Origin of the sequence: Caloramator sp. mosi_1 (assembly GCF_028622835.1) — a bacterium.
Lineage (GTDB): Bacteria > Bacillota > Clostridia > Clostridiales > Caloramatoraceae > Thermobrachium.
On the sequence record NZ_CP117677.1, the window covers coordinates 1209468 to 1234276 of the forward strand.

At 32.4% G+C, this 24809-nt stretch carries 20 protein-coding genes, 9 pseudogenes, 1 riboswitch and 3 other annotated features; of the genes and pseudogenes, 17 read left to right on the forward strand and 12 right to left on the reverse strand.

Translation table 11 applies throughout. From position 1 onward, the window contains the following. Positions 1 to 40: 40 nt before the first annotated feature. Both PL321_RS08685 and PL321_RS21250 read right to left on the reverse strand, forming a co-directional pair. A pseudogene (locus PL321_RS08685) lies at positions 41 to 1206 on the reverse strand (iron-containing alcohol dehydrogenase). Positions 1207 to 1400: 194 nt separating this feature from the next. Beyond that, positions 1401 to 3314, reverse strand: a pseudogene (locus tag PL321_RS21250) (sigma-54-dependent Fis family transcriptional regulator). Between the two features lie 203 nt (positions 3315 to 3517). Continuing rightward, positions 3518 to 3577: riboswitch (Fluoride riboswitch) on the forward strand. Positions 3578 to 3636: 59 nt separating this feature from the next. Here PL321_RS21250 and PL321_RS08715 point away from each other — a divergent pair. The 4 genes and pseudogenes from PL321_RS08715 (at position 3637) to PL321_RS08730 (ending at position 6179) form a co-directional block, all read left to right on the forward strand. After that, positions 3637 to 4846: pseudogene (locus PL321_RS08715) on the forward strand (cation:proton antiporter). Between the two features lie 14 nt (positions 4847 to 4860). Beyond that, the gene (locus PL321_RS08720; protein WP_273964196.1) at positions 4861 to 5121 is read left to right on the forward strand and encodes a hypothetical protein; all 261 of its coding nucleotides are present in this window, start codon (positions 4861 to 4863) and stop codon (positions 5119 to 5121) included. Further along, positions 5076 to 5852, forward strand: coding sequence for a chloride channel protein (locus PL321_RS08725; protein WP_273964197.1), 777 nt, complete (start codon positions 5076 to 5078; stop codon positions 5850 to 5852). The genes PL321_RS08720 and PL321_RS08725 overlap by 46 nt, the downstream gene beginning before the upstream one ends. A 168-nt stretch (positions 5853 to 6020) precedes the next feature. Then, positions 6021 to 6179 (forward strand): hypothetical protein, encoded by a 159-nt coding sequence (locus PL321_RS08730; protein WP_273964198.1) that lies wholly within the window; start codon positions 6021 to 6023, stop codon positions 6177 to 6179. Positions 6180 to 6274: 95 nt separating this feature from the next. On the opposite strand, the gene PL321_RS08735 is transcribed toward PL321_RS08730, so the two are convergent. From PL321_RS08735 to PL321_RS08755, 5 genes and pseudogenes are all read right to left on the reverse strand, one after another. Then, positions 6275 to 6811: a DUF5317 domain-containing protein gene (locus PL321_RS08735; protein ID WP_273964199.1), complete on the reverse strand. Its 537-nt coding sequence runs from the start codon at positions 6809 to 6811 to the stop codon at positions 6275 to 6277. A gap of 3 nt (positions 6812 to 6814) precedes the next feature. Further along, positions 6815 to 6967: a hypothetical protein gene (locus PL321_RS08740; protein WP_273964201.1), complete on the reverse strand. Its 153-nt coding sequence runs from the start codon at positions 6965 to 6967 to the stop codon at positions 6815 to 6817. 44 nt (positions 6968 to 7011) lie between these two features. Then, a complete protein-coding gene (locus tag PL321_RS08745; RefSeq protein ID WP_273964202.1) occupies positions 7012 to 7623 on the reverse strand; it encodes an HD-GYP domain-containing protein in 612 nt (203 codons plus the stop codon). Positions 7624 to 8307: 684 nt separating this feature from the next. Further along, complete coding sequence (locus PL321_RS08750; protein WP_273964203.1) at positions 8308 to 8925, reverse strand: hypothetical protein; 618 nt, start codon at positions 8923 to 8925, stop codon at positions 8308 to 8310. Between the two features lie 212 nt (positions 8926 to 9137). Further along, positions 9138 to 10162 (reverse strand): annotated as a pseudogene (locus PL321_RS08755) (branched-chain amino acid aminotransferase). A 193-nt stretch (positions 10163 to 10355) separates the two neighbouring features. Further along, positions 10356 to 10596: a binding site (T-box leader), on the forward strand. 74 nt (positions 10597 to 10670) lie between these two features. Here PL321_RS08755 and PL321_RS08760 point away from each other — a divergent pair. From PL321_RS08760 to ptsG, 6 genes and pseudogenes are all read left to right on the forward strand, one after another. After that, positions 10671 to 11440 (forward strand): annotated as a pseudogene (locus PL321_RS08760) (amino acid ABC transporter substrate-binding protein). Between the two features lie 11 nt (positions 11441 to 11451). Continuing rightward, positions 11452 to 12093, forward strand: a complete 642-nt coding sequence (locus PL321_RS08765) for an amino acid ABC transporter permease (RefSeq protein WP_273964204.1) — start codon at positions 11452 to 11454, stop codon at positions 12091 to 12093. A gap of 8 nt (positions 12094 to 12101) precedes the next feature. Beyond that, complete coding sequence (locus PL321_RS08770; protein ID WP_273964205.1) at positions 12102 to 12278, forward strand: ATP-binding cassette domain-containing protein; 177 nt, start codon at positions 12102 to 12104, stop codon at positions 12276 to 12278. 17 nt (positions 12279 to 12295) lie between these two features. Then, positions 12296 to 12664, forward strand: coding sequence for an ATP-binding cassette domain-containing protein (locus PL321_RS08775; protein ID WP_273964206.1), 369 nt, complete (start codon positions 12296 to 12298; stop codon positions 12662 to 12664). 213 nt (positions 12665 to 12877) lie between these two features. Further along, positions 12878 to 13698, forward strand: a pseudogene (gene speD / locus PL321_RS08780) (adenosylmethionine decarboxylase). A gap of 246 nt (positions 13699 to 13944) precedes the next feature. Beyond that, a pseudogene (gene ptsG / locus PL321_RS08785) lies at positions 13945 to 15447 on the forward strand (glucose-specific PTS transporter subunit IIBC); the annotation flags it as partial. Positions 15448 to 15476: 29 nt separating this feature from the next. On the opposite strand, the pseudogene PL321_RS08790 reads toward ptsG, so the two are convergent. Then, positions 15477 to 16877, reverse strand: a pseudogene (locus tag PL321_RS08790) (alanine/glycine:cation symporter family protein). A gap of 110 nt (positions 16878 to 16987) precedes the next feature. Between PL321_RS08790 and PL321_RS08795 the strand changes: the two are divergent. The 6 genes from PL321_RS08795 to PL321_RS08820 all read left to right on the forward strand — a co-directional run bounded on the left by PL321_RS08795 (position 16988) and on the right by PL321_RS08820 (position 20687). Beyond that, positions 16988 to 17524: an MBL fold metallo-hydrolase gene (locus PL321_RS08795; protein ID WP_273964207.1), complete on the forward strand. Its 537-nt coding sequence runs from the start codon at positions 16988 to 16990 to the stop codon at positions 17522 to 17524. Positions 17525 to 17541: 17 nt separating this feature from the next. Beyond that, complete coding sequence (locus PL321_RS08800) at positions 17542 to 17817, forward strand: hypothetical protein (RefSeq protein WP_273964208.1); 276 nt, start codon at positions 17542 to 17544, stop codon at positions 17815 to 17817. Continuing rightward, the gene (locus tag PL321_RS08805) at positions 17777 to 18382 is read left to right on the forward strand and encodes an MBL fold metallo-hydrolase RNA specificity domain-containing protein (RefSeq protein ID WP_273964209.1); all 606 of its coding nucleotides are present in this window, start codon (positions 17777 to 17779) and stop codon (positions 18380 to 18382) included. The genes PL321_RS08800 and PL321_RS08805 overlap by 41 nt, the downstream gene beginning before the upstream one ends. A gap of 40 nt (positions 18383 to 18422) precedes the next feature. Beyond that, positions 18423 to 18640 (forward strand) — a binding site (T-box leader). 83 nt (positions 18641 to 18723) lie between these two features. Then, positions 18724 to 20115, forward strand: a complete 1392-nt coding sequence (asnS, locus tag PL321_RS08810; protein WP_273964210.1) for an asparagine--tRNA ligase — start codon at positions 18724 to 18726, stop codon at positions 20113 to 20115. A gap of 123 nt (positions 20116 to 20238) precedes the next feature. Beyond that, positions 20239 to 20475, forward strand: coding sequence for an ECF transporter S component (locus PL321_RS08815; RefSeq protein ID WP_273964211.1), 237 nt, complete (start codon positions 20239 to 20241; stop codon positions 20473 to 20475). 17 nt (positions 20476 to 20492) lie between these two features. Continuing rightward, positions 20493 to 20687, forward strand: a complete 195-nt coding sequence (locus tag PL321_RS08820) for a hypothetical protein (protein ID WP_273964212.1) — start codon at positions 20493 to 20495, stop codon at positions 20685 to 20687. 217 nt (positions 20688 to 20904) lie between these two features. On the opposite strand, the gene PL321_RS08825 is transcribed toward PL321_RS08820, so the two are convergent. Beyond that, positions 20905 to 21213 (reverse strand): DUF3842 family protein, encoded by a 309-nt coding sequence (locus tag PL321_RS08825; RefSeq protein WP_273964213.1) that lies wholly within the window; start codon positions 21211 to 21213, stop codon positions 20905 to 20907. A gap of 136 nt (positions 21214 to 21349) precedes the next feature. Further along, positions 21350 to 21562 (forward strand) — a binding site (T-box leader). Positions 21563 to 21676: 114 nt separating this feature from the next. Between PL321_RS08825 and proS the strand changes: the two genes are divergently transcribed. Then, positions 21677 to 23119: a proline--tRNA ligase gene (gene proS, locus PL321_RS08830; RefSeq protein WP_273964214.1), complete on the forward strand. Its 1443-nt coding sequence runs from the start codon at positions 21677 to 21679 to the stop codon at positions 23117 to 23119. A 22-nt stretch (positions 23120 to 23141) separates the two neighbouring features. On the opposite strand, the pseudogene PL321_RS08835 reads toward proS, so the two are convergent. The 3 genes and pseudogenes from PL321_RS08835 to PL321_RS21255 all read right to left on the reverse strand — a co-directional run bounded on the left by PL321_RS08835 (position 23142) and on the right by PL321_RS21255 (position 24765). Continuing rightward, positions 23142 to 24126, reverse strand: a pseudogene (locus PL321_RS08835) (asparaginase). 52 nt (positions 24127 to 24178) lie between these two features. After that, entirely contained in the window at positions 24179 to 24571 is a 393-nt protein-coding gene (locus PL321_RS19875; protein WP_337961141.1) for a zinc dependent phospholipase C family protein, read from the reverse strand. Next, a complete protein-coding gene (locus PL321_RS21255) occupies positions 24541 to 24765 on the reverse strand; it encodes a zinc dependent phospholipase C family protein (protein ID WP_443110702.1) in 225 nt (74 codons plus the stop codon). The genes PL321_RS19875 and PL321_RS21255 overlap by 31 nt, the downstream gene beginning before the upstream one ends. Between the last annotated feature and the right edge of the window lie 44 nt (positions 24766 to 24809).

The window sequence follows — 24809 nt, forward strand, 5'->3', positions numbered from 1 at the left end:
CATTAAGCTCTCAAAGAGAGCTTAATGAATACTTATTCTATTAAAAATCAATATCTTTTCCTTCATATATGTATTCAAGAACCCTTTCCATAGCAGCATCATCTATTGTTCTTGGGTTTGAACCAGTACAAGCATCAAGGACAGCGTTGTGTGCTATTGACTTAACGTTTGCTCTAAAGTCTTCTTCACTAACTCCATATCCCTTTAAGGATAGAGGAATGTCCATATTTCTATTTAGATCTCTAATCATTTCAACAAGAGAAGTTACAAGTTCATCGTCACTGTTTCCAGATAATCCAAGTGTCTTTGCTATTTGTGCATATCTTTCTTTACATTCCTTTGCATTATATTGGATAACATATGGTAGGTATATTGCGTTTGCACATCCGTGAGGAATATGGAATACAGCACCAGTTTTATGAGCAATAGAGTGTGTAATACCAAGTAGAGCATTAGAGAATGCCATACCAGCAAGGCATTGTGCATAGTGCATCTGTTCTCTTGCTGCTTTATCTCCGTTATAGGATTTAACAAGGTTGTCTTTAATCATAACTATTGCGTGCATTGCAAGTGGGTCTGAGAATGGTGACCTTTGAGAAGCCACATAAGCTTCTACAGCGTGAGTTAGAGCATCCATACCTGTATGAGCTGTAAGTGATTTTGGCATTGTTTGTGCAAGTTCTGGATCTACAATTGCTACATCTGGAGTTATATTAAAGTCAGCCAGTGGATATTTTATCTTTGCTTTATAATCAGTTATAACTGAGAAGGCTGTAACTTCAGTTGCAGTTCCACTTGTTGAAGGTATTGCTACAAATCTTGCCTTTTTCTTAACTCTGGTAGACCAAAAGGAACAACAGCTTGTTCAAAAGTGAAATCAGGATATTCATAGAAAATCCACATAGCTTTTGCAGCATCAATTGGAGAACCGCCGCCTACTGCAACTATCCAGTCAGGTTCAAATTCTCTCATTATTTCTGCACCCTTCATAACTGTTTCTACTGATGGGTCTGGTTCAACACCTTCTATAAGCTTTGTTTCAAAACCAGCTTCGTGAAGGTAGGCTTCTATTTTATCAAGGAAGCCAAATCTCTTCATAGAACCTCCACCTACAACTATAACAGCTTTTTTACCCTTAAGATTTTTTAATTCTTCTAATGAGTTTTTACCAAAATAAATATCTCTTGGTAGTGTAAATCTTGCCATAGGATCCCCCTCCTTTAATTTTGTCATAATATAATAAGCAAATAATATGCCAAGTTAGTTAATTAACAAACTTAGATTTTTTAATGCATAAAAAATTTTAAAATAAATCTGCTAAAAAATAGGACAGTTATACAAATTAAAAAATGTCCTATTTTTTAGCAATGTAATAAAATAGGACATTTTTATAATATTTTTTATAATAAAATATTATACTTTTTCATTTTTAAGTAAAGTGTATTTCTACTAATATTAAGTACCTTAGCACATTTTGAAATATTATTATCATACTTTTTTAAACAGCTTATAATTGCCTTCTTTTCCAGTTCATCAAGGGGACAAATTAAATCATCAGATATAAAATTATTTTGATTGTTTTGCGTTTTTTAATTTCTATATTTGAAGCTTGAAATTTACTCATCAAAAACTCTATATTTCCATCAAAATTTACTGCACTTTCAATAAAATTTTCAAGTTCTCTAATATTTCCTAACCAATCATAGGTCAGCATTTTTTCATATAAAACAGGTGGAAGCTTTGGAATAGGTTTTTAAGTTTTATTGATTTCATTTCAAGAAAGTGTTCTATTAAAGGGGTATGTCTTCTTTCCGTTCGCGTAAAGGAGGAAGTACAATAGGAATAACAGAAATTCTATAATATAAATCCTCTCTAAATCTACCTTCTTTAACTTCCTGAAGCAAATTTTTATTAGTAGCAGCAATTATTCTTACATCAACATCAATATATTTGTTTCCTCCAATTCTTGTTATACATCCCTCTTGTAGTACCCTTAGAAGTTTTACCTGCATATCAAGGGGCATTTCGCCTATTTCGTCAAGAAAAAGTGTACCACCGTTTGCAAGTTCAAACTTACCAGGATTTCCACCTCGCTTTGCACCAGTAAAGGCTCCCTCATCATATCCAAACAATTCACTTTCGATAAGGTTAGGAGGAATTGCTCCACAATTTATTGCTACAAAACCAAAATCACGCCTATTGCTGTTATTATGGATTGCTTGAGCAAGTATTTCCTTACCAGTTCCGCTCTCGCCTGTTATAAGTATAGTAGATGGACTATTAGATATACTCTTTGAATAATCAATTATTTTTTCATACAGGAGCTTTTAAAAATAATATCATCAAATGTATATCTTGCCTTCATTCCAGTGTACTTATTTATAAGGTTATAAACATTTTGAAGGTTTTTAAAACTTAAAACAGATCCAATAATTGTATCCTTATCATCCTTTATGGAATGTATACTCATAATATATTTCTGGGATTTACCTTTAATCCTAAAATTAATCTCTTCATCTGTTATTTTTTCACCTGATAATATCCTATTGTATATTTCATTCCATTTAAATAAAATCTCTTCAATAGGTTTTTCCAATAAATCTTCCTTTGAACAATTAAACATAGAACAGGCTGCTTCATTTATATTCTTAATTACCCCATCTTTACATAGGGCAATTATTCCAAAGTTTATTGACTCAATGATGGTATTTAGGTATTTATATGTTTCCATTAATTTATTGTTTGCCTCTTCGCTTTTTATTTGATTTTCTATAGAGCGAACAGCAGCAACGACAAGTCCTAATGTGTGGGGATGAACAAGATGGCTATTTCCAGTTAGGTTTAAAGTTCCAATGATTTCACCCTTTGTATTGTGAATGGGCGCAGCAGAGCAGGTCCAGCGATGATATGCTGTAATAAAGTGCTCCTTTGCAGATATTTGTATAGGCATATCCTCCTTTATTGCTGTACCCATTGCGTTTGTACCTATGCTGTTTTCATCCATATAGGCACCAACAACCATATTAAGTTCTTTTGCAGCAGCTATAATATCCTTATCACCTATTGTACTTAATATACATCCGTCTTTATCAGTAAGAACGATAAAAAACCAGAGCCTTCTAAAAAATCATATAGTATTTTTATAAAGGGAGATGCAATTCTTATAAGGTCTCTGTTTTTTCTTATCAAAACAGGAATTTCTTCCTTTGACAATATCTTTTAGGATAAACTCTGTTTATTTCAATTCCGTATTTATTTGAACGTTCGTGGGACTTTTTTATTATTTCTTCGTGATTCTTACATTGATTTTTCATTTATCCCCTCCCCAACCTAATATAGTTTTAGGTATTGCGAAATTTTGTTCATATTTTAATTTTATTACTTTAAAATTATCTTGTCTATAATTTAACAAAGTTTATAAATCTGTGTAATTATTTATAATAACAAAAGAATATAAAAGAAATTAACAAAATATAATGGAAAACCATACTTGATAATTAAAATATGTTTTGTTAAAATATGAAAAGGTGATGGAGTTCACCTTTAACCGCCTTTGGCTAATGACTCCTACAGAAAGCTTATAATTTCTGTAGGAGTTTTTGTTTTGGGCATAATAAATTAAGAGGAGGTAAATATATGACAGCAAGTATTGCATTAATGCTTATTTTAGGGTTGTTTTTTAACTATTTATTCACCAAAATAAAGCTTCCAGGGCTTTTAGGGATGTTAATTTTGGGTGTTTTAGCAGGACCCTATGTGTTAAACATATTAGATCCAGAGATTTTAAAAATATCTGCTGACTTAAGAAAGATAGCTTTAATAATTATTCTTCTTCGTGCAGGTCTTGGAATAAGTAGAAATGATCTAAACAAGGTTGGTTCAACTGCGTTGAAGTTCAGTTGTATACCAGGAATATTTGAAGGTTTTACAATAGCTTTTATTTCAACAAAAATATTAGGTTTCTCATTTATAGAGGGTGGAATATTAGGATTTATAATTGCGGCAGTATCACCTGCAGTTGTTGTACCACAAATGCTTGAATTTATGGATAAAAAGATAGGAACTAATAAAGGAATACCAACAATAATACTTGCAGGTGCATCTATTGATGATGTTTTTGCCATAACTTTATTTTCAACTTTTTTAGGCCTTTATAGTGGAAATCACGTTAATATTGGAATAGAGATATTTAAGATACCAATCTCAATTATATTGGGAATTTTATTTGGTTTAATAATTGGGCTTGTAATGGTATGGATGTTTAAAAGGTATCATATAAGGGATACAAAAAGGTAGCGTTAATATTAGGTTCAGCAATACTTTTAACTGTTATAGAAGGTGCACTAAAGAATAAAGTAGAAATAGCAGGGTTACTTGGAGTTATGACAATAGGTTTTATACTGCTTGAAAGAATACCAAATGTAGCAAAAGACTCTCTATGAAGTTTAATAAAATGTGGGTATTTGCCGAAATATTTTTATTTGTTTTAGTTGGTTCTCAGGTTAATATAACTGTTGCAATGGATGCAGGACTAAAGGGACTTTTAGTAATATTCATTGGTCTTTTAGGAAGAAGTTTAGGAGTTTTCGTTTCAACCCTTGGTACCAACCTAAATTGGAAGGAAAGAGTATTTTGTATGATTGCGTATATTCCAAAGGCAACAGTGCAAGCAGCAATAGGAGCAATACCTTTGTCCTTAGGTATTCCCTCAGGTGATGTTATTTTAGCAATTGCGGTTTTATCTATATTGGTTACAGCACCACTTGGAGCAGTACTTATTAAGATGTCAGCAAACGTATTACTTGAAAAGGAAAAAGTTAATAATGTAAAAGAAAAGGCTGTATAAAAGAGGGGGATAAAATGCATAGAAAAATAATACATTTTATTAAAAGACTCGATCATTTTATTTTAACAATTTCTTTAATAAAATGGTTATTTCTAAGCAGCATAGTAGGGGTTATAATGGGAGTTTTATCGGCATTATTTTTGAAGAGTTTAAAGTATGCAACAGATTTAAGAGAAGCAAACGCTTGGCTTTTGTTTTTACTTCCTGTTGCGGGTGCTACGGTAAGTTTTTGTATAGTAAATACGGTAAAAATTCTTCAAAGGGAAATAACCTAATAATAGAGCAGGCCTATTATGGCGATAGAGAAATACCTCTTAGGATGTCAGTATTAGTATTCATAGGTACTTTCCTAACGCATTTATTTGGGGGCTCTGCAGGGAGAGAAGGTACAGCAGTTCAGATGGGTGGAAGTGTATCTGAATTTATTGGAAGAATATTTAAACTTGATAAACACGATATGAAAATAATGCTTATGTGTGGAATAAGTAGTGGCTTTGGGTCAGTTTTTGGTACACCTCTTGCAGGGACTATTTTTGCAATTGAGGTAATAGCAATAGGTTATATGTATTATGAAGCACTTATTCCTTGTTTCATATCGGCCTTTGTAGGTGATTATGTAGCAGCTTTAGCAGGGGCAACACATTCTCATTATCATATATTGTCTATACCACCTGTAACACCTGTTAATGTGATTAAGGTAATAATAGCTTCGGCTTTATTTGGTTTGATGAGTATTATATTTAGTGAAAGCATTCATATATCAAAATCCTTATTTAACAAAATTACTACCAATCCAATGTTAAAGAGTTTTATTGGAGGGTTAGTAGTAATAGCTTTAGTTTTTATTTTTAATACAAGAGATTATTTAGGATTAGGATTGCCCATAATAAGTGAAGCCTTTGAAGGTAATGTTTCAAGATTTAGTTTTATATTAAAGACCTTATTTACTTCTGTTACTTTAGGAGCAGGTTTTCAGGGTGGAGAAGTAACCCCAATATTTTTGTAGGTTCAACTTTGGGGAATGTTATATCAGATGAATTATTATTGCCACCGTCTTTTTAGCAGCATTAGGTTTAATATCTGTATTCTGTGGTGCTACTAATACACCCATATCATCATTTATCTTGGGTATAGAAATGTTTGGAAGTAATGGAGTAGTATTTATGTTTATTGCTTGTATAGTAAGTTATCTTTTTCTGGACATCACGGTATATATACATCCCAAAGGGTATATAGAAGTAAAAGTAGACTTTTAAATACCTATAATGAAAAGACGCTAAAGGATATAAGAGAAAATAGAATAAAAAGGATATTAAATAAAGATGGAATGTAATAGTTTAAATGAATGAAGTATTATAGAAGAGTAAAACAGAGGAAAATGGTGAGATAAATAAGAATAAACAAGAGATGAAAAAGTAACTTACTTTTTCATCTCTTTACTATATACCATATAAGTCCTAAAGAAATAAAAATATCTCCGATACTTATAACATAATTTCTAAAATGTTTTAAAGGGATTACATCACCTAAAAAAGGGAAAATTGTATTTGAATTTTTAATAATATATAAACCTTCTGACGACGCCATAGTTTCCTTTATTTCATTTACTGAAGATACTATTCCAGCTTTAACCATAGCATCAGGACTTACTGGCATTGCACCACCGTTTAAAAAGATGGCAAGTGCATTTAAAATAATTCCTATACCTATTACTAAAAAGGCATAGTCCTTTCTATTTTTATAAATAAAAATCAAAATAAGTATATATTGAGTTAAATATAGTACATATGTTATGTTTCCTCTTGATATAATGCCTTTTCTAACTAAAGTGAAAAGAATAAATTCAATAGAAAAGGCTACAATAGCAAGGTAAGGTGATTTAACCTTTTCAACATCGATATTTTTTATATTACCTTTTAGTAAAAGTCCAATTGCTATACCGATTAAAAGTGCTGCTAAAAACATAACTTAACCCCTCAAATTACATAGATTTTCTCTTTCACATATTTTTAAATATATATCAACTACCTTAGGATGAAATTGAGTTCCCCTGCATCTTAAAAGTTCTTCTTTAATCTCCTGTGGATTTAATGAATTTTTGTAAACCCTTTTTGCTTGCATAGCATCAACTGAATCTGCTAATTGAAGTATATAGACATCTAAACTTAGTTCATTTTCTTTTTACCATCTGGATATCCTTTGCCATCATATCTCTCGTGGTGATGTCTTACAAGTTCAGGTATACTGCCAATACCTTTAATATCTTTAACAATATCATAGCCAATTGCAGGATGTTCCTTTATTTTTGCATATTCTTCGTCAGTTAGTTTTCCTGGCTTATTCAATATGTCATCAGGTATACCTATTTTACCAATATCGTGTAGGTAAGCTGCAAGTTCTAATTCTTCTAAATGACTTTCACTATAACCAAGTTCTCTTCCGATAGCTTTAACTATGTCTGCAACATTTCTTGAATGACCTTCTGTATATTTATCTCTCATTTCAAGAGCGTTCATAAGAACCTTTATAGTTTCTTGATATTTTGTTTTTGATTCAATATAGAGCATAAATGTATAGCGAGCAAATAGAATAATAATAGTTACAATTAGTACGCCTAAATAGTTAGATGTTTTATATAATATATATAAAAAATACCCTAATGGTGCCATAGAAACAATGTTTAAAAAACCAAGTGAAAAGTTATATAAAAATATCTTAATTAAACTATCGTTTGTTAATAATCTATAAAGAATAGATATAATTGTTGTGTTTAACAATAAAAAAATAAGTGTTAAAAGCGAAAATCTAAATATTTCATAAGAAGAATTTGAGAATGTATATTTTTTAATAAAAAATCGGTTATAATATATGAAGTATTTATACATATTACAATAATAGACAAGTTAAATAAGGTTTTGTATAAAGGTGTATTTAAAATATGTATATATTTATCATCGTCTTTATATATCTTAAATAAAAACCCAGCCCAATTATAATGGTAGACCAAAATGGGTTAAATAAATATATTGAAGCTAATGTGATTGCAAAGCCAGATGTTATATAAATTTTTTTATAAAAAACTGGAAATGATTCGGTTAGTGCGGATAACATAGACAAAAAAGAATAGAAGACAGTTGTATATTAGTAAAACTATACAATTTAAATGATTTTAAAAATAAAAGTATGGCTAATATATATATAAAAGCTAAATACGTTAATATTCTTTTTTCATTTTATAACCTCCAAGTGATAAATAAAGGCCGATTTAAAATTATCTCCAGAAAAAGTGTGAACCACCTGCTAAAACAAGTGTTAAAAGAGCAAGAATTGCAGGTAAGAATTTCTTCATAGATATCACTCCTTCGCGTTTTTGGGCTGACAGGTCTCCGCTAAACGCCTGTCGCATAACTCCGCTTAGGATAAAAATAAATTAAATCGGCCTTTTTAACAAGTATTAAGTTTTAAGAGGTAATTTTTTGAATTACCCTGTTGATGGCATCAAGTGTTGCTCTTGCTATTGTTTCATTTACATCATTTTTAACAAGTGCTGAACCTACTAAGACTTCTTCTGTTCCATATAACAGGGCATTTACAATTACAGTAACTACAGATATATCATTACTTGTGTTAATTAGCACATCCTGAACATCAAATATATATTCTTGTCCTAAGATTGTTTCTACAGCCTTAAGAGTAGTCTTTGATACCAATTTCTTTTTATTTATTGAAGTATTAATTGCTACATCCTCTACTGTGTATTCGTTATCATCATATATAAGTGTTACACTGCATTCTAAAGTGTTTAGCTGATTCTTCAGTTGAACACTATTAAATTTAACTCTTTTATTAGAAATTACATCTTCTGATTGAATAACTGCTATACTTATCTTATTTCTATCTATTTTAATATCAAACATTGCATAAAGTGCTGACTCAATATCTCTTAAGATTTGCTTTGGTGATTTTAATGTATTGGCTAATATATGAACTTCACTTATTTCATTATTATCTTTAACTACCTTTGACTTTATAACACCTTCTATTTTGTTAATAATATCCTGTATACTTAAAACGTCCATATATGTACCTCCATTTACAAATATTATCATATCATACAATTTTTTTAAAATCAACACAATTTTATATACAAAAACTTTATTTTCGTCAACTTTTCTCTCTACGCTTTATTAATTAGACAAAAAATATAAAAATCCTTCTAAAATATTCAAAAAAATATTAAGATTATATAATAAATAAGGCAGTAGGTTAGTATCCTACTGCCTTATTTTAATCACTTAACTTCAACTATCCATCCTTCAGGTGCCTTTTCATCTCCAAGTTGTATTGCAACAAGTGTATTATAAAGTTTCTTAGTTATTGGTCCAACCTCAGTTTCGCTGTAGAATACGTGGAGTTTTCCCTTGTATTCAATTCCACCAATTGGTGTTATAACTGCAGCTGTACCACAAGCACCAGCTTCAACGAATTCATCTAATTTATCTATATAAACATCTCTTTCTTCAACTTCCATACCAAGGTATTCCTTAGCAATGTGCATTAAAGAATATTTAGTTATACTTGGTAGTATTGATGGAGATTTTGGTGTTACAAACTTATTATCCTTTGTAATTCCAAAGAAGTTTGCAGCTCCAACTTCTTCTATCTTTGTGTGAGTTGCAGGGTCAAGATAGATGCAGTCTGCAAATCCCTTCTTTACTGCTTGTTCGTGTGGAAGAAGGCTTGCCGCATAGTTTCCACCAACTTTAACTCCACCTGTTCCGTAAGGTGCTGCTCTGTCATAATCTGAAACTGTAAAGTTAACAGGTTGCATACCACCTTTGAAATATGGTCCAACAGGACAGCAGAAAACAGAGAACATATACTCAGGTGCAGGTTTTACACCAAGGTTATCCCCAATACCTATTACATAGGGTCTTAAATAAAGTGAAGCTCCTGTTCCATAGGGTGGAACGAAATGTTCATTTGCCTTTACTACCTGAATACAAGCGTCTATAAATTTTCTTCAGGAATTTCAGGCATCATAAGACGTCTGCAGCTTGAGTTCATTCTTTTTGCGTTTTGGTCTGGTCTAAAGAGTTGTATTTTGCCATCCTTTGTTCTGTATGCTTTAAGTCCCTCAAAGCATTGTTGTCCATAATGAAGAGCTGTTGAGCCTTCGCTGATGGTAACTTTATTGTCTTCTATTAGTTTACCATCGTCCCATTTTCCGTCCTTCCAATAGGATACATAACGGAAGTCTGTTTTAATGTAGCTGAATCCAAGTTTCCCCCAATCTAAGTTTACAGTTTTGTTCATAAAATTCACCTCACTTAAAATGATTGAGAGGATTTTGTGTAACACATTCCCTCATTCCAACTTAATTATATCATAAAAAAACATTTATGCAGCAATAATGTTAAAATAATTTAGAATTTTAAATAAATTATTTTTTAACGAAAAAATATCTTGACACTAAAACTTTAATATGGTAAATTGATAAATAAATAAAGTAAAGACGATGAAGAGAAATAGTAAAAATAGCTTCCATTTCAGAGAGCATCCGGGTGGTGTGAGGATGTATGAGGGCTATTTTGAACACATCTCGGAGTTTGGTACCGAAGGTGTAGTAGGCTACCACGGGAACCTTCACCCGTTATAGTGATAGGGTATGTTAGTACCTAATAAGGTTAATGTCGTGAGGCATTAATGAATTGAGGTGGGACCACGGGAGTTAAGCTCTCGTCCTCAGAGGAGGACGAGAGCTTTTTGTTTTGTAAAAAGGCAGTACTGCTAAAAAATATATAATTTAAAGGAGGAATTTGATATGAAAAAATTCATTTTAGGTTTAATTATTATAATTTGTGCAACATTTCTTGCATCCTGCACACAGACTCAGGTGTTAAATAATGCAAGTAAAATTGTGGTAGTAGGACTGGATGATACCTTTGCACCTATGGGATTTAAAAATGAAAAGGGAGAAATAGTGGGATTCGATGTTGATTTAGCTAAGGAGGTCTTTAAAAGATTAGGTTATGAGGTTAAATTTCAGCCTATTGATTGGGCTATGAAGGAATCAGAATTAAACTCTAAAAAATAGATGCAATATGGAATGGATATACTATCACAGATGAGAGAAAAGAAAAAGTTGATTTTACAAACCCATATCTTGTTAATAGACAGGTTATAGTAGTATTAGGTGACTCTAATATAAATAAGAAGAGTGATTTAGAGGGTAAAAGGGTTGCCGCACAATTGAATTCAAGTTCCCAGGAGGCAGTAGAAAAGGAAAAGGAAATTTTACTTAAGTTTAAAGATGGTAAATTAAACCTTTATGAAACAAACAATGATGCACTTATGGAACTTGAAAATAGAAGAGTTGATGCAGTTGTTGTGGATGAAATATTAGCAAGATATTATATAAAACTTAAAGGAGAAGATAAGTTTAGAATACTTGAGGATAATTTTGGAAGTGAAGAATATGGTGTAGGTTTTAGAAAAGGAGATGAATTAAAGTATCAAGTTGAAAAAACATTAGATGAAATGAAAAAAGACGGTACCTTTGAAAAAATTTATAATAATTGGTTTGAAAAATAAGAGGTGATTTTGTGAAGTATATTATAGATTTATTTATTTCTATGAAAAGTGGTATGTTAGTAACCTTATATATATTTTCAATAACTTTGTTTTTTTCGTTTATTTTAGGCATATTAGTTGCAATATTAAGATTGTCTAAAATAAATATAGTAAAGATGGTAGTCTCCCTTTATATTTTTATAATGAGGGGGACACCTCTGCTTCTACAGATAATATTTGTATTCTTTGGATTACCAATAATTGGAGTAACATTTGATAGGTATACAGCTGTTTTCATAGCATTCATATTAAACTATGCTGCCTATTTTGCAGAGATTTTTAGAGCAGGTATTCAATCTATTGATAAAGGGCAGTTTGAAGCGGCAAAGGTACTTGGATTAAGTAGATTTGATACTTATAGATATGTAATATTTCCTCAGATGTTTAAAAATATTCTTCCTGCACTTGCTAATGAGGTAATTACATTAGTTAAGGATACTGCACTGGTTTATGTTGTAGGAATTTCTGATGTTTTAAGGGAGGGAAAAATTGCAGTAAATAGAGATGCAACTCTATTGCCCTTCTTAGTGGTTGCAGTTTTTTATGCTGGATATATATATATCCTAACTATCTTATTTAAAAAAATTGAAGGTAAATTTGAGTATTATAGGTAGGTGATAAAATGATATTGAAGGTAGATGGTCTTGAAAAATCCTTCAGAGGACAAAAGGTTTTAAATGATGTAAGCTTTGAATTAAAAGAGGGAGAAATAGTTTCTATTTTCGGTAAATCAGGAGCAGGAAAATCGACACTTTTAAGATGTATAAATGGAATTGAAAATATAGATAGGGGAGCGTAAAGATAGATGGCGAATATTTGTTTAAACAAAATGCAAATTCAGTAGAAATGGCAAAGGGTACAAGGTTAAAAAGGATAAGGCAATCCATAGGGTATGTTTTTCAAAATTTTAATCTGTTTCCCAACCTTACTGTTTTAGATAACATTATATTAGCACCTATTAGGGCATATAAATTGGACAAAGATATAGTTATGGAAAGGGCAAATAAGTTGCTTGAAAAACTAAATATATCAGATAAAAGGGATTATTATCCCTATGAATTATCAGGGGGACAAAAACAAAGGGTTGCAATTGCTCGTGCGTGTATATTATCACCTAAAATAATCTGCTTTGATGAGCCAACCTCTGCAGTAGATGATGAGGTTAAAAAAGTATTGCTGAAATAATAATGGAGCTTAAAAGGGATGATATTACTGTTTTAATAGTCAGTCACGATAAAGAGTTTTCATATTCTGTTTCAGATAGAATAATAAAAATAGAAGAGGGAAAAATAATATCATAAAAATTGTTTATATTGTCAGTATAAAGTTCTTGACATTCCCCGTAAAAATTATATAATTTTACTGAAAAATATTAATTGAAAGGAATGGGGAGTTGAATTGGAAAAAGGAAAGAACAAATTAAAACTATATGGATTTAACAATTTAACAAAGACTTTGAGTTTCAATATTTATGACGTATGCTACACAAAGACAGAAGAGGACAGAAAAAATACATTGAATATATTGACGAGCAGTACAATTCTGAGAGACTTACTAAAATACTAACAAATGTTACTGAAATGATAGGTGCTTGTGTTCTAAACATTGCAAAGCAAGACTATGATCCACAGGGAGCAAGTGTTACATTACTTATCTCTGAGGAGGAAGTACCTCTTTATATACTTGATCCTTCCTGCAATAGAGGTGTATTAACTCCAACAAGAGAGAATATTGTTGCTCACCTTGACAAGAGTCACGTTACTGTGCATACGTACCCAGAAACTCATCCCCAAAATGAGATAAGCACATTTAGAGTAGATATTGATGTATCTACTTGTGGACAAATTTCTCCACTTAAGGCATTGAATTATCTTATAGATAGCTTTGATTCAGATATTATAACAATAGATTACAGAGTTAGAGGGTTCACAAGAGATATACACGGTCACAAGTTATATATTGACCACGATATAACATCAATACAAGATTATATTGCACAAGAAACAATAGATAGATATAACTTAATTGATATGAATATCTATCAATCAAATATATTCCATACAAAGATGATGGTAAGGGATATAAAGTTAGACAATTATCTGTTTGAAAAGTCAGAGAGTGAACTTAATGAACAAGAAAAGAAGGATATAACAGATAAACTAAAGAGAGAAATGACTGAAATTTTCTATGGTATAAACCTACCAAATATAACAAAATAAAATATTTAGAAAATTTAATATTTAAAAGCTATTGCATTAATTGTTTCTTGCTGATATAATTAATTTTGCAAGTAAATATTAAATACTTTTACGTGTTACTGATTCGATCAGGCATGAGTAAAAGGTATGGAAAATTAGGTTCATCCATTTGGAGGCCTAATTTATTGTACCTTTACTCATGCCTTAATTTTTTTACACCATATAAAAATATATAAAACTCATTAGGAGGGGAAAGTTTATGTCAACAAAAAAGCATTTGGAGTCCTACAAAAGTAGGTAAAGCCCTAATGCTACCAGTTGCTCTACTTCCAGCAGCAGGTATATTATTAGCATTAGGTAATATGTTCCAAAACCCATCATTCTTAGAAAAAGCACCAGCATTCGGTTCAGCAGGTGTACAAGCTATAGCAAGGGTTATGGAACAATCAGGAGGTATTATATTTGGTAATCTTCCACTTATTTTCGCAGTTGGTGTTGCAGTAGGTCTTGCTGGAGGAGAAGGTGTTGCAGGACTTGCAGCAATAGTTGGTTTCCTAATAATGAATGTTACTATGGGAATAGTAGCAGGTGTAACACCAGAACATATAGGTAAGAGTCCAGCTTATGCAAATGTTCTTGGTATCCCAACACTTCAAACGGGTGTATTTGGTGGTATTATTGTAGGTCTTATAGCTTATGCGTTATATGAAAAGTACTATACAATAGAACTTCCACCATTTTTAGGTTTCTTTGCAGGAAAGAGATTCGTTCCAATTATAACAGCAGCAGTATCAATAATACTTGGACTTGTTATGGTTGTTGTATGGCCTCCAATACAAAATGGACTTAATACCTTCTCAACTTCAATGATTGATGCAAACAAGACTTTAGCAGCATTATTTTTGGTATTATAGAAAGAGCACTTATTCCATTTGGACTACACCATATATTCTATAATCCATTCTGGTATCAATTTGGTGAATATGTAAACAAAGCTGGGGAACTTGTAAACGGAGACCAAAGAATATTCTTTGCACAGCTTAAGGATGGAGTTCCATTTACAGCTGGTACATTTATGACAGGTAAGTTCCCATTTATGATGTTTGGTCTTCCAGCAGCAGCACTTGCTATGTATCACGAAGCAAGACCTGAAAAGAAGAAGGTTGTTGCAGGTATAATGGCATCAGCAGCACTTACATCATTCTTAACAGGTATTACAGAACCAATTGAATTTACATTCCTATTCGTAGCACCAGCACTATATGCTGTACACTGTGTATTTGCAGGACTTTCATTTATGCTAATGCACATACTAAATGTTAAGATAGGTATGACATTCTCAGGTGGTGTAATTGACTTTATATTATTTGGTGTAATACCAAACAGAACATCCTGGTGGCTTGTTATACCAGTAGGTTTAGTATTCTCAGTAATTTATTACTTCAGTTTAGATTTGCAATAAGAACGTTTAATCTAAAGACTCCAGGTAGAGAAGACGATGAAACTGTTGAAGCTGAAGCTGCAGCAACAAATTCAACACTTGCGGCAAATGTTTTAGAAGCTTTAGGTGGAAAAGAAAATATCAAATACCTTGATGCTTGTATAACAAGACTTAGAGTAAATGTAGTTGATCCTAAGAAGGTAAATAAGGACAGATTAAAGCAACTTGGAGCTGCAGGAGTAGTTGAAGTTGGTGATGGTATACAAGCTATATTTGGACCAAAATCAGATAACATAAAGAGTGAAATAAAGAAGATAGCAGGTATATAATAAAAAGGGCTTGGTTTAAACCAAGCCTTTTACTCTTCCCAACAATCAGCATTATTTAAGCCTTCGATATTTCTTGCTCTAAACTTAGGATCAAATCCTTCTTCTCTTTGCTTTTCATAATCCCATAGAACCTTAAAGGCAACATTTCCAAGAAGTAGAATTGCAATTATATTTAGTATAGCCATAAGTCCCATAAATAGGTCAGCTAAATCCCAAACTATTTGAAGTGATGCAACTGAACCCCACATAACCATTGCTATAACAAACAATCTATATATAGTTAAATAAGTTTTATTAGGTTTAATAAATTCAATATTTGTTTCACCATAGTAGTAGTTTCCTATAACTGAACTGTAGGCAAATAGGAATATACATATTGCTATAAAAATGCTTCCCCAAGAACCAACGTGGTGAACAAGTGCAGATTGAGTAAGCTGTATTCCTTGAATTTCAGGATTAGTAAACTCTCCTGATGTTAATATTATAAAGGCTGTAGCACTGCATATTAAAAGTGTATCTGTAAATACGCTAAGCGTTTGAATAAGACCTTGTTTTGCAGGATGTGAAGTATGTGCTGTTGCAGCAGCATTTGGGGCACTACCCATACCAGCTTCATTTGAGAATAATCCTCTTTTAATTCCCATCATTATTGCGGCACCTATTCCTCCACCTACTGCTTGTTTTATTCCAAAGGCACCTTCAATAATCATTTTAAATACTGTAGGGATTAATGTGAAGTTCTTTAAAACTATAAATAGTGCAACTAATACATATGCTATTGCCATAACTGGAACAATTGCTTCGGCAGTTTTAGCAATTCTCTTTATACCACCAAATATAATAAAGGCAGTAATAGCAGCAACTATGCTACCAGTTACATAGGTTTGAATTCCAAAAGCCTTTTGGAATGCCTAGGATATAGTGTTTGCTTGAACTGAGTTAAACACAAGTCCAAAACATATTGTTATAAGGATTGAGAAAAGTATCCCCATCCATCTTTGACCAAGGGCTCTTTCCATATAGTAGGCAGGTCCACCTCTATAGTTTTCTCCGTCCTTTACTTTATAAACTTGAGCAAGTGTACTTTCTACAAAGCTTGATGCACCACCTATAAGTGCTATAACCCACATCCAGAATACAGCACCAGGACCACCTACAGTTATTGCCGTAGCAACACCAGCAAGATTACCTGTTCCAACACGGGATGCTGTACTTATACAGAAGGCTTGGAAGGAGGATATATGGCTTGTCCCCTTTGCACTGCTTGTCCCTTCAGTTAGAAGTTTAAACATTTCTTTAAAATATCTTAGTTGAACAAATTTTGTTTTGAAGGAAAAATAAAGACCAGCTGCAATTAATAGAGCAATAATAACATAAGACCAAAGGATGTTGTTGGTAGTGTTGATCAGATTTGAAAGAATTTGGCCCATATTACACCTCCGAATTTAATTTTAACAAAATTGTATCAAAAACAAATTATAAAGTCAATTGAAAGAAAATTACAACAAAATATGATATAATAATAAAAAGGGGGCTTAAAATGAAGATTAAATTTTGTGGTGCAGCAGGACAAGTCACAGGATCCTGTTATCTAATTGAAACAAATAAAAGAAGGTTTTTGATTGATTGTGGTATGTTTCAAGGTAGTGTATTTGATTTAAATTATGAACCCTTTTCCTTTAATCCAAAGGATATTGATTTTGTTATATTAACCCACGCCCACATAGACCATTCGGGAAGACTGCCTATGCTTTATAAACAGGGATTTAAGGGAACTATTTATGCCACATCTGCAACCTGTGATTTAGTAAGTATAATGCTTAGGGATAGTGGACATATTCAGGAATTTGAGGCAAAATGGAGAACTAAAAAGAGGCTTAGGAAGGGACTTGACCCTGTAGAGCCCTTATATACAGTTCAAGATGCACTGGTTGTTAATGACTATCTTTATAAGGCATCATACAACAAATGGATTACTATAGATAAGAATATCGAGTTTATGTTTAAAGATGCAGGACATCTTTTGGGTTCTTCTATAGTTGTTTTAAAAATAAAAGAAAATAAAAAGAGATTATAATAACCTTTAGTGGAGATTTGGGAAACTTCAATATACCAATAATTAAAAACTATGAATATATTGATTATACAGATTATCTTGTGATTGAATCAACCTATGGAAATAGATTTCACGAATCAAGGGCAGAAGAGGTTAAATCATTATTTGATATAATAGTAAATACCGTAAAAACAGGAGGAAACGTTATAATACCCGCCTTTTCGGTAGGAAGAACGCAGGAGGTTTTATATATCTTAAATCAATATATTGATATTGAAAAAAGAAGAGTTAAAAAATATAGAGTTTTATCTTGATAGTCCTTTAGCAAAGGAGGCTCTTGAGATATTCGAAAAACATAAGGAATGTTATGATGAAGAGGCATTAAATCTACTATCTAAGGATATAGATGTACTTCATTTTGAAAATCTTCATATTGTCCAGTCAGCAGAGGAGTCTCAAGCATTAAATGAAAAACAGGGAGTAGTTATAATCTCTGCAAGTGGTATGTGTGAGGCAGGAAGAATAAAACATCATTTAAAGCATAATATCTGGAAGAAGAATACATCTATTGTTTTTGTTGGTTATCAGGCAGAAGGAACATTAGGTAGAAGGATATTAGATGGGGAAAAGAAGGTAAAAATATTTGGAGAAGAGATGGTTGTAAATGCAAAAATATATAGTATACCATCATTATCGGGACACGCAGATTTAGGAGGACTATTAAATTGGGTAAAGAACATAAAAAATGGTGTAGGTAAAAAGATATTTGTAACCCACGGTGAAGATGAGGCAGCAAGGAACTTAAAGGATGAACTTAAAAGATTTGTTAAATGTGAGGTTGAAATACCTAAACTTAATGATGAGGTTATAATTGATTGACAAATGTAATTATTAGTAATATAATTTTTATAATAAAATGATAAAGACTATGAAGGGAAGAGTAGGCTTAAGAGAAGGTTTAAGCGAGCCGGTGGTGGTGGAAGACTGGTACTGGACTTAGGCTGAAGAACATCCTGGAGTCTCTTACCGAAATCCTGTGAGAGTAGACTAAGACGCTGGTGGAGCGTTATATCCACATAGAGGTGGCCTTTTAGGCAATTTGGGTGGTACCGCGAAGATAAGCTCTTCGTCCCATTGTGGGATGAAGAGCTTTTATATTTATAAAATAATAGCTTAAGGAAAAATTAATCTTTACACATAAAACAAAGAGGAGGTAGCCTATGCAAACAGTAGAGGTAAAGCAACTCTATAGAGAGAGTGAAAAATATTTAAACCAAGATGTAAAAATATCTGGTTGGGTTAGAACTATTAGATCATCAAAGGCATTCGGATTTATAGAATTAAATGACGGTACTTTCTTTAAAAATCTTCAGGTGGTTTTTGATGAAAAATTGGAAAACTTTAAGGAAGTTGAAAAACTTCCAATAAGCTCATCAATAACAGTAGAAGGAAAATTGGTTGAAACTCCAGGAGCAAAGCAACCCTTTGAAGTTCAAGCTACAAATATAATTATAGAAGGTATGTCAAATTCAGATTATCCTCTTCAAAAGAAGAGACATACATTTGAGTATTTAAGAACAATAGCACATTTAAGACCAAGAAGTAATACCTTCTCTGCAGTATTTAGAGTTCGTTCTGTTGCAGCCTTTGCTATACACAAGTTCTTCCAAGAAAGAGGATTTGTTTATGTAAATACACCAATTATCACAGGAAGCGACTGTGAAGGTGCTGGAGAAATGTTTAGAGTAACGACTTTAGACTTAAATAATATTCCAAGAAAAGAGGATGGAAGTATAGATTTTTCAGAGGATTTCTTTGGAAGAGAAGCAAATCTTACAGTTAGTGGTCAGCTTGAGGCAGAAATTTTTGCCCTTGCTTATAAAAAAGTATATACCTTTGGACCAACCTTTAGAGCAGAAAATTCAAATACAGCAAGACACGCTTCAGAGTTTTGGATGATAGAACCAGAGATGGCGTTTGCTGATTTAAATGATTATATGGATACAGCTGAGGATATGGTTAAATATATAATAAGCTATGTACTTGAAAATGCACCAGAGGAAATGGAATTCTTCAATAATTTTATAGACAATACACTGTTTGATAGATTGAACAATGTTTTAAATTCAGAATTTGCAAGAATAACCTACACAGAAGCTATTGAACTTTTAAAGAAATCTGGAAAAGAGTTTCAATACCCTGTTGAATGGGGTTGCGACCTTCAGACAGAACACGAAAGATATATCACAGAAGAGATATTTAAAAAGCCAGTATTTGTAACTAACTATCCGAAGGATATTAAGGCCTTCTATATGAGATTGAATGATGATGGTAAAACTGTAGCAGCTGCAGACCTTTTAGTTCCAGGTGTAGGAGAAATAATAGGTGGAAGCCAAAGAGAAGAAAGATATGATGTACTTGTTAAGAGAATAGAGGAACTTGGAATGAGAAAAGAAGATTACTGGTGGTATTTAGAGCTTAGAAAATATGGAGAAACTAAGCACGCAGGATATGGTCTTGGATTTGAAAGAATGATAATGTATCTAACAGGTATGGGTAACATAAGAGACGTTATTCCATTCCCAAGAACACCAGGAAACTGTGAGTTCTAATCTTGAAACAGAGTTGAATATATATTATAATGTAGAAGAAGTCACGAAGGCTTCTATAGATATTCTTTATTAACAATATTTGCTTACCACGAAGGTAGGGCGTTTTGCTCTACCTTTTTATTTTTGTTACAACAATATAACCAACTTAATTTTTCAAAGGAGGGTTCTTATTATGTCAAGGACAAAAAATTAGTACTTGCATCATTATTCTTAGCACTTGGTCTTCTTATACCAAGCATATTTCATATGAGTGGTCTTCCAGGCAATGTATTTTTACCAATGCACATACCTGTTCTTCTGTGTGGATTTATATTAGGAGAAAGATATGGTGCACTTATTGGATTCATAACACCTTTTTAAGTTCAATACTTACAGGTATGCCACCTATATATCCTGTGGCTGTTGCTATGGCCTTTGAGCTTGCAACCTATGGATTTGTATCAGGATACCTATATAAGAGGAGAAAAATAAATCTGTTTGTTTCTTTAATTGTTGCAATGTTTCTTGGTAGGTTAGTTTCGGGTATTGCTAACTATATTCTTTTAACTTCAATGGGTAAAAATATATGCTAAATATGTTCATAACAGCATCCTTTGTGAAGTGTATATGGGGAATAGCAATACAACTTATTGTAATACCTGTACTTGTTAAAATTACAGAAAAGTACAAGCTTGTATAAAAGGGAGCTATATCTGCTCCCTTATTTTTCTACAAATATATCAATGCACTCCTTTATAGATAGCTCTTGAGTGTTGGGTATGTATATACCGTGTTTTTGTAGGGGTATAATTAATTTAGTTGCGGGGAGTTAAATATTGCCTTTGAAACTGTGGAGGTAACCTCACCACATATTCCACCAGCACAAAGTATTCCAATTGGTCCAATTATAAAGCCTATATCATTATTTAATATATATTCACTTATGTTTTTACTACCTATTATGCCTTCTTCTGCACCAGATTTTAACATATTTTTAAGTGCGGTTTTGTTAAGTCCAAGAGCTACGATTCTAACTTGGTTATCAAATTCTTTCTTTAATTTTTTAATAATTGCTTGACCAATTCCAGCACCTTGACCATCAATAACTGCAATTAACATAAAATCACCCCATAGAATATAATACTATAAAAAATTAATAATATGAATAAAAAGTTTATAACTGAAATTTTAAATTGTGTACAAAATGTAATTGCATTTTATAAAAATTGTGGTAAAATATTATGAAGAATTATATAAAAAGACTATGAAGAGGAATAGTAAAAGTTAGCTCCTTTTCAGAGAGGGAATGGTTGGTGCGAATTCCTAAAGGACTGATTTTGAACCCACCTCTGAGTCCTGCACCGAAGGTTAGTAGGCTGCAGCGGTTTGACCGTTATCAATTTGAGAGAATATGCATTTTGCATATTAATTAGGGTGGTACCGCCGAAATTACGCCTCGGTCCCTTTTGGGATTCGAGGTTTTTTTATTGCTAAAGGGAAAAGTATATTAATTAGGTGTATGTCTTAAACTAAAAGCATTAGAGAGATATGAAAATATTACATAAAATAAGGAGGAGATAATATGGCAAAGGAAAAGGATAAAAAGCTTGTAGAAGCGATAACTTCTATGGATGAAGATTTTGCCCAATGGTATACGGATATTGTTAAGAAGGTTGAATTAATTGATTATTCAAGTGTAAAGGGATGTATGATTATTAGGCCCTATGGATATGCAATATGGGAAAATATCCAAAAGGATTTAGACAAAAGATTTAAAGAAACAGGACACGAAAATGTTTATATGCCACTATTTATTCCTGAGAGTCTTTTAAGAAAGGAAGCAGAACACGTTGAAGGTTTTGCACCAGAGGTGGCTTGGGTAACACACGGTGGAAGTGAAGAGCTTACAGAGAGATTATGTGTTAGACCAACTTCAGAAACTCTATTTTGCGAACATTTTTCAAAGATAGTTCAATCCTACAAAGACCTACCAAAACTATATAATCAATGGTGTTCAGTTGTAAGATGGGAAAAGACTACAAGGCCTTTCTTAAGAACAACTGAATTCCTATGGCAAGAAGGTCATACAATTCACGCAACAGCAGAAGAGGCAGAGGAAGAAACAATTAGAATGCTAAACATATATGCTAAGCATTGTGAAGAGGTTTTAGCAATACCTGTTATAAAGGGAAGAAAGACAGAAAAGGAAAAGTTTGCAGGAGCAAGGGCGACATACACAATAGAGAGCCTAATGCACGATGGAAAGGCACTTCAAACAGGTACTTCCCACTTCTTTGGAGATAACTTTGCTAAGGCCTTTAATATAAGATACCTTGATAAGAATGGACAATTACAGTATGTATATGAAACATCTTGGGGAGTTACAACAAGATTAATTGGTGCAGTTATAATGGTTCACGGTGATAATAATGGCTTAAAACTTCCACCAAGAGTAGCCCCAATTCAAGTTGTAATTGTTCCAATTGCACAACACAAAGAAGGCGTGCTTGAAAAAGCAAATGAATTAAAAGAAAGACTTTCAAAGATAGTTAGAGTAAAACTTGATGATTCAGATAAGATGCCAGGATGGAAGTTTGCAGAGTACGAAATGAAGGGTGTTCCAGTTAGACTTGAAGTTGGTCCAAAGGATATAGAAAAGAATCAAGTTGTTCTTGCAAGACGCGATACTATGGAAAAAATAGTAGTGTCTATGGATAACTTAGAGGAAGAAGTAATGAAGCTTCTTGACGACATACACAACAATATGCTTGAAACTGCAAGAAAAAATAGAGATGAACACACATACGTTGCAACAAATATGGAGGATTTTAAGGATATAGTTGAAAATAAGCCAGGATTTATAAAGGCTATGTGGTGTGGAGACAGAGAATGTGAAGACAAGATAAAGGAAGAAACAGGTGCAACGTCAAGATGTATACCATTTGAACAAGAACAACTAAGTAGTACCTGTGTATGCTGTGGAAAACCAGCAAAGCATATGGTTTATTGGGGAAGAGCCTATTAAAAAGTGCCATTAATGGCACTTTTTAATTATACAATTCCATCTCAAAAATTTTCTTTATTTCATTTAAGTCCCTTGTCTTACTTAATGCAACAATAAGCTTTATTCTTGCCTTTTGGCCAGGAAGAGTATCTCCAAATATGACACCTAAGTTTCTAAGGTCGCGTCCTCCACCTGGATATCCATAGCTGTCTAAAACACGTCCCTCAAAGCATCTTGAAACAACCACAACTGGAATTCCAGAGTCTATTGCCTTCTTAATTGAGGGGACCATATTAGGTGGAACATTGCCTCTTCCCATACCTTCTATAACAAATCCATCTACTCTTTTTCAATACAGTAATCTATTAAAGTGGAATCCATACCTGTTACGCATTTGATGAGTTGAACATTTGCATTAACCTTGTCTATTTCGATATGTTGCTTTCTTATGCTGTCGCGGTAAAATATAACCTTATTGCTGTCTATTATTCCAATAGGTCCAAACAGAGGTGATTGAAATGCATTTAAGCTCATTGAATTTCTTTTGTAACTTCACTTGCACAGAAAAGCTCATCATTGAAGCAAACAAGAACACCTCTTCCCTTTGCTTCTTCTGAAATTGCAGTACAAATTGATGCTGCAAGGTTTGCAGGACCATCATATCCAAGTTCTGAGCTATTACGCATAGCTCCTGTTACTATTATTGGTTTTTCTGAGTTTATAGTTAGATCTAAAAAGTATGCAGTTTCTTCAAGTGAATCTGTACCGTGGGTTACTACAACACCTGATATATCGTCTCTATCAAGTATATCTTTTATGAATTTTGATAGTTCAAGCATTTTTTCAGGTGTCATATGTGGTCCTGGAAGTTTAGAAAATGTAAAACTTTCAATTGAGGCAAAACCTTCTACACCTGTTACCATTGCCATTATTTCCTCAGAGCTTAGACTTGGTACAGCAGCTTGAAGCTTTGGATCTACCTTCATTGAAATAGTACCGCCATTAAATACAACAGCTACTTTCTTCATAAGTTTACCCCCTATAGACTTATTTCAATTATATTATATATCATATATTTTTTTATGCTACATTATATTTCAGGTTTTCAAGGAGGTAATTGATTATAAAATTAGTTGCTGTTGTTGACACTTCAATAGCATAGTATATATCTTTTTCAATATGATGTGGAGTTGACATATAAATTTGGTGTTTAGCATCAATAAAGTTTTTAAGTTGAAATAGAGATGAAAGTTCAAGAGAAATGAATGCCTCTACAGAAGAGTTAATTATTTTATCAATTGATAGTTCTTGAAATACATTATGAAGTTCCTTTTCATATTTTAAGTGGAGAAGAATGGGATTAAGATTTTTATTATTATGGGCATAGCAAAAGTAATCACATAGAAAGTGAGTTATAACTCCAAGATTAGTGTAGAATAATTTCAGGTCTTTCTCTTGAAAAAGTTTAGAAATGTAAGATTCTTAATCATTTGAATTATATAGTCAAAGGATTTTTCTTTATAATGTGGAATTAAAAATAAAGGTATGGAGTAATCGGGTTTAACACATCCATTTAAAAACTGATGCTCGTAAATATAGATATCAAAGTTTTCCTTGATATTAGATATAATAGAGCTACCAATTAGTTTATGTGTAGAAGATAACATAATTTCACATCCTATTATTTATTTTCTTGAGTTAATTGTAATAT

What these genes read in the sequence shown, in the direction of transcription:
- PL321_RS08820 (WP_273964212.1), top strand. Translation starts at nt 20,493, where the DNA reads ATGCCACCTATATATCCTGTGGCTGTTGCTATGGCCTTTGAGCTTGCA.
- PL321_RS08750 (WP_273964203.1), bottom strand. Translation starts at nt 8,925, where the DNA reads ATGGACGTTTTAAGTATACAGGATATTATTAACAAAATAGAAGGTGTT.
- PL321_RS21255 (WP_443110702.1), bottom strand. Translation starts at nt 24,765, where the DNA reads ATGTTATCTTCTACACATAAACTAATTGGTAGCTCTATTATATCTAAT.
- PL321_RS08740 (WP_273964201.1), bottom strand. Translation starts at nt 6,967, where the DNA reads ATGCAAGCAAAAAGGGTTTACAAAAATTCATTAAATCCACAGGAGATT.
- PL321_RS08795 (WP_273964207.1), top strand. Translation starts at nt 16,988, where the DNA reads ATGAAGATTAAATTTTGTGGTGCAGCAGGACAAGTCACAGGATCCTGT.
- PL321_RS08770 (WP_273964205.1), top strand. Translation starts at nt 12,102, where the DNA reads ATGATATTGAAGGTAGATGGTCTTGAAAAATCCTTCAGAGGACAAAAG.
- proS (WP_273964214.1), top strand. Translation starts at nt 21,677, where the DNA reads ATGGCAAAGGAAAAGGATAAAAAGCTTGTAGAAGCGATAACTTCTATG.
- PL321_RS08720 (WP_273964196.1), top strand. Translation starts at nt 4,861, where the DNA reads ATGCATAGAAAAATAATACATTTTATTAAAAGACTCGATCATTTTATT.
- PL321_RS08825 (WP_273964213.1), bottom strand. Translation starts at nt 21,213, where the DNA reads ATGTTAATTGCAGTTATTGATGGTCAAGGTGCTGGAATTGGTCAAGCA.
- asnS (WP_273964210.1), top strand. Translation starts at nt 18,724, where the DNA reads ATGCAAACAGTAGAGGTAAAGCAACTCTATAGAGAGAGTGAAAAATAT.
- PL321_RS08735 (WP_273964199.1), bottom strand. Translation starts at nt 6,811, where the DNA reads ATGTTTTTAGCAGCACTTTTAATCGGTATAGCAATTGGACTTTTACTA.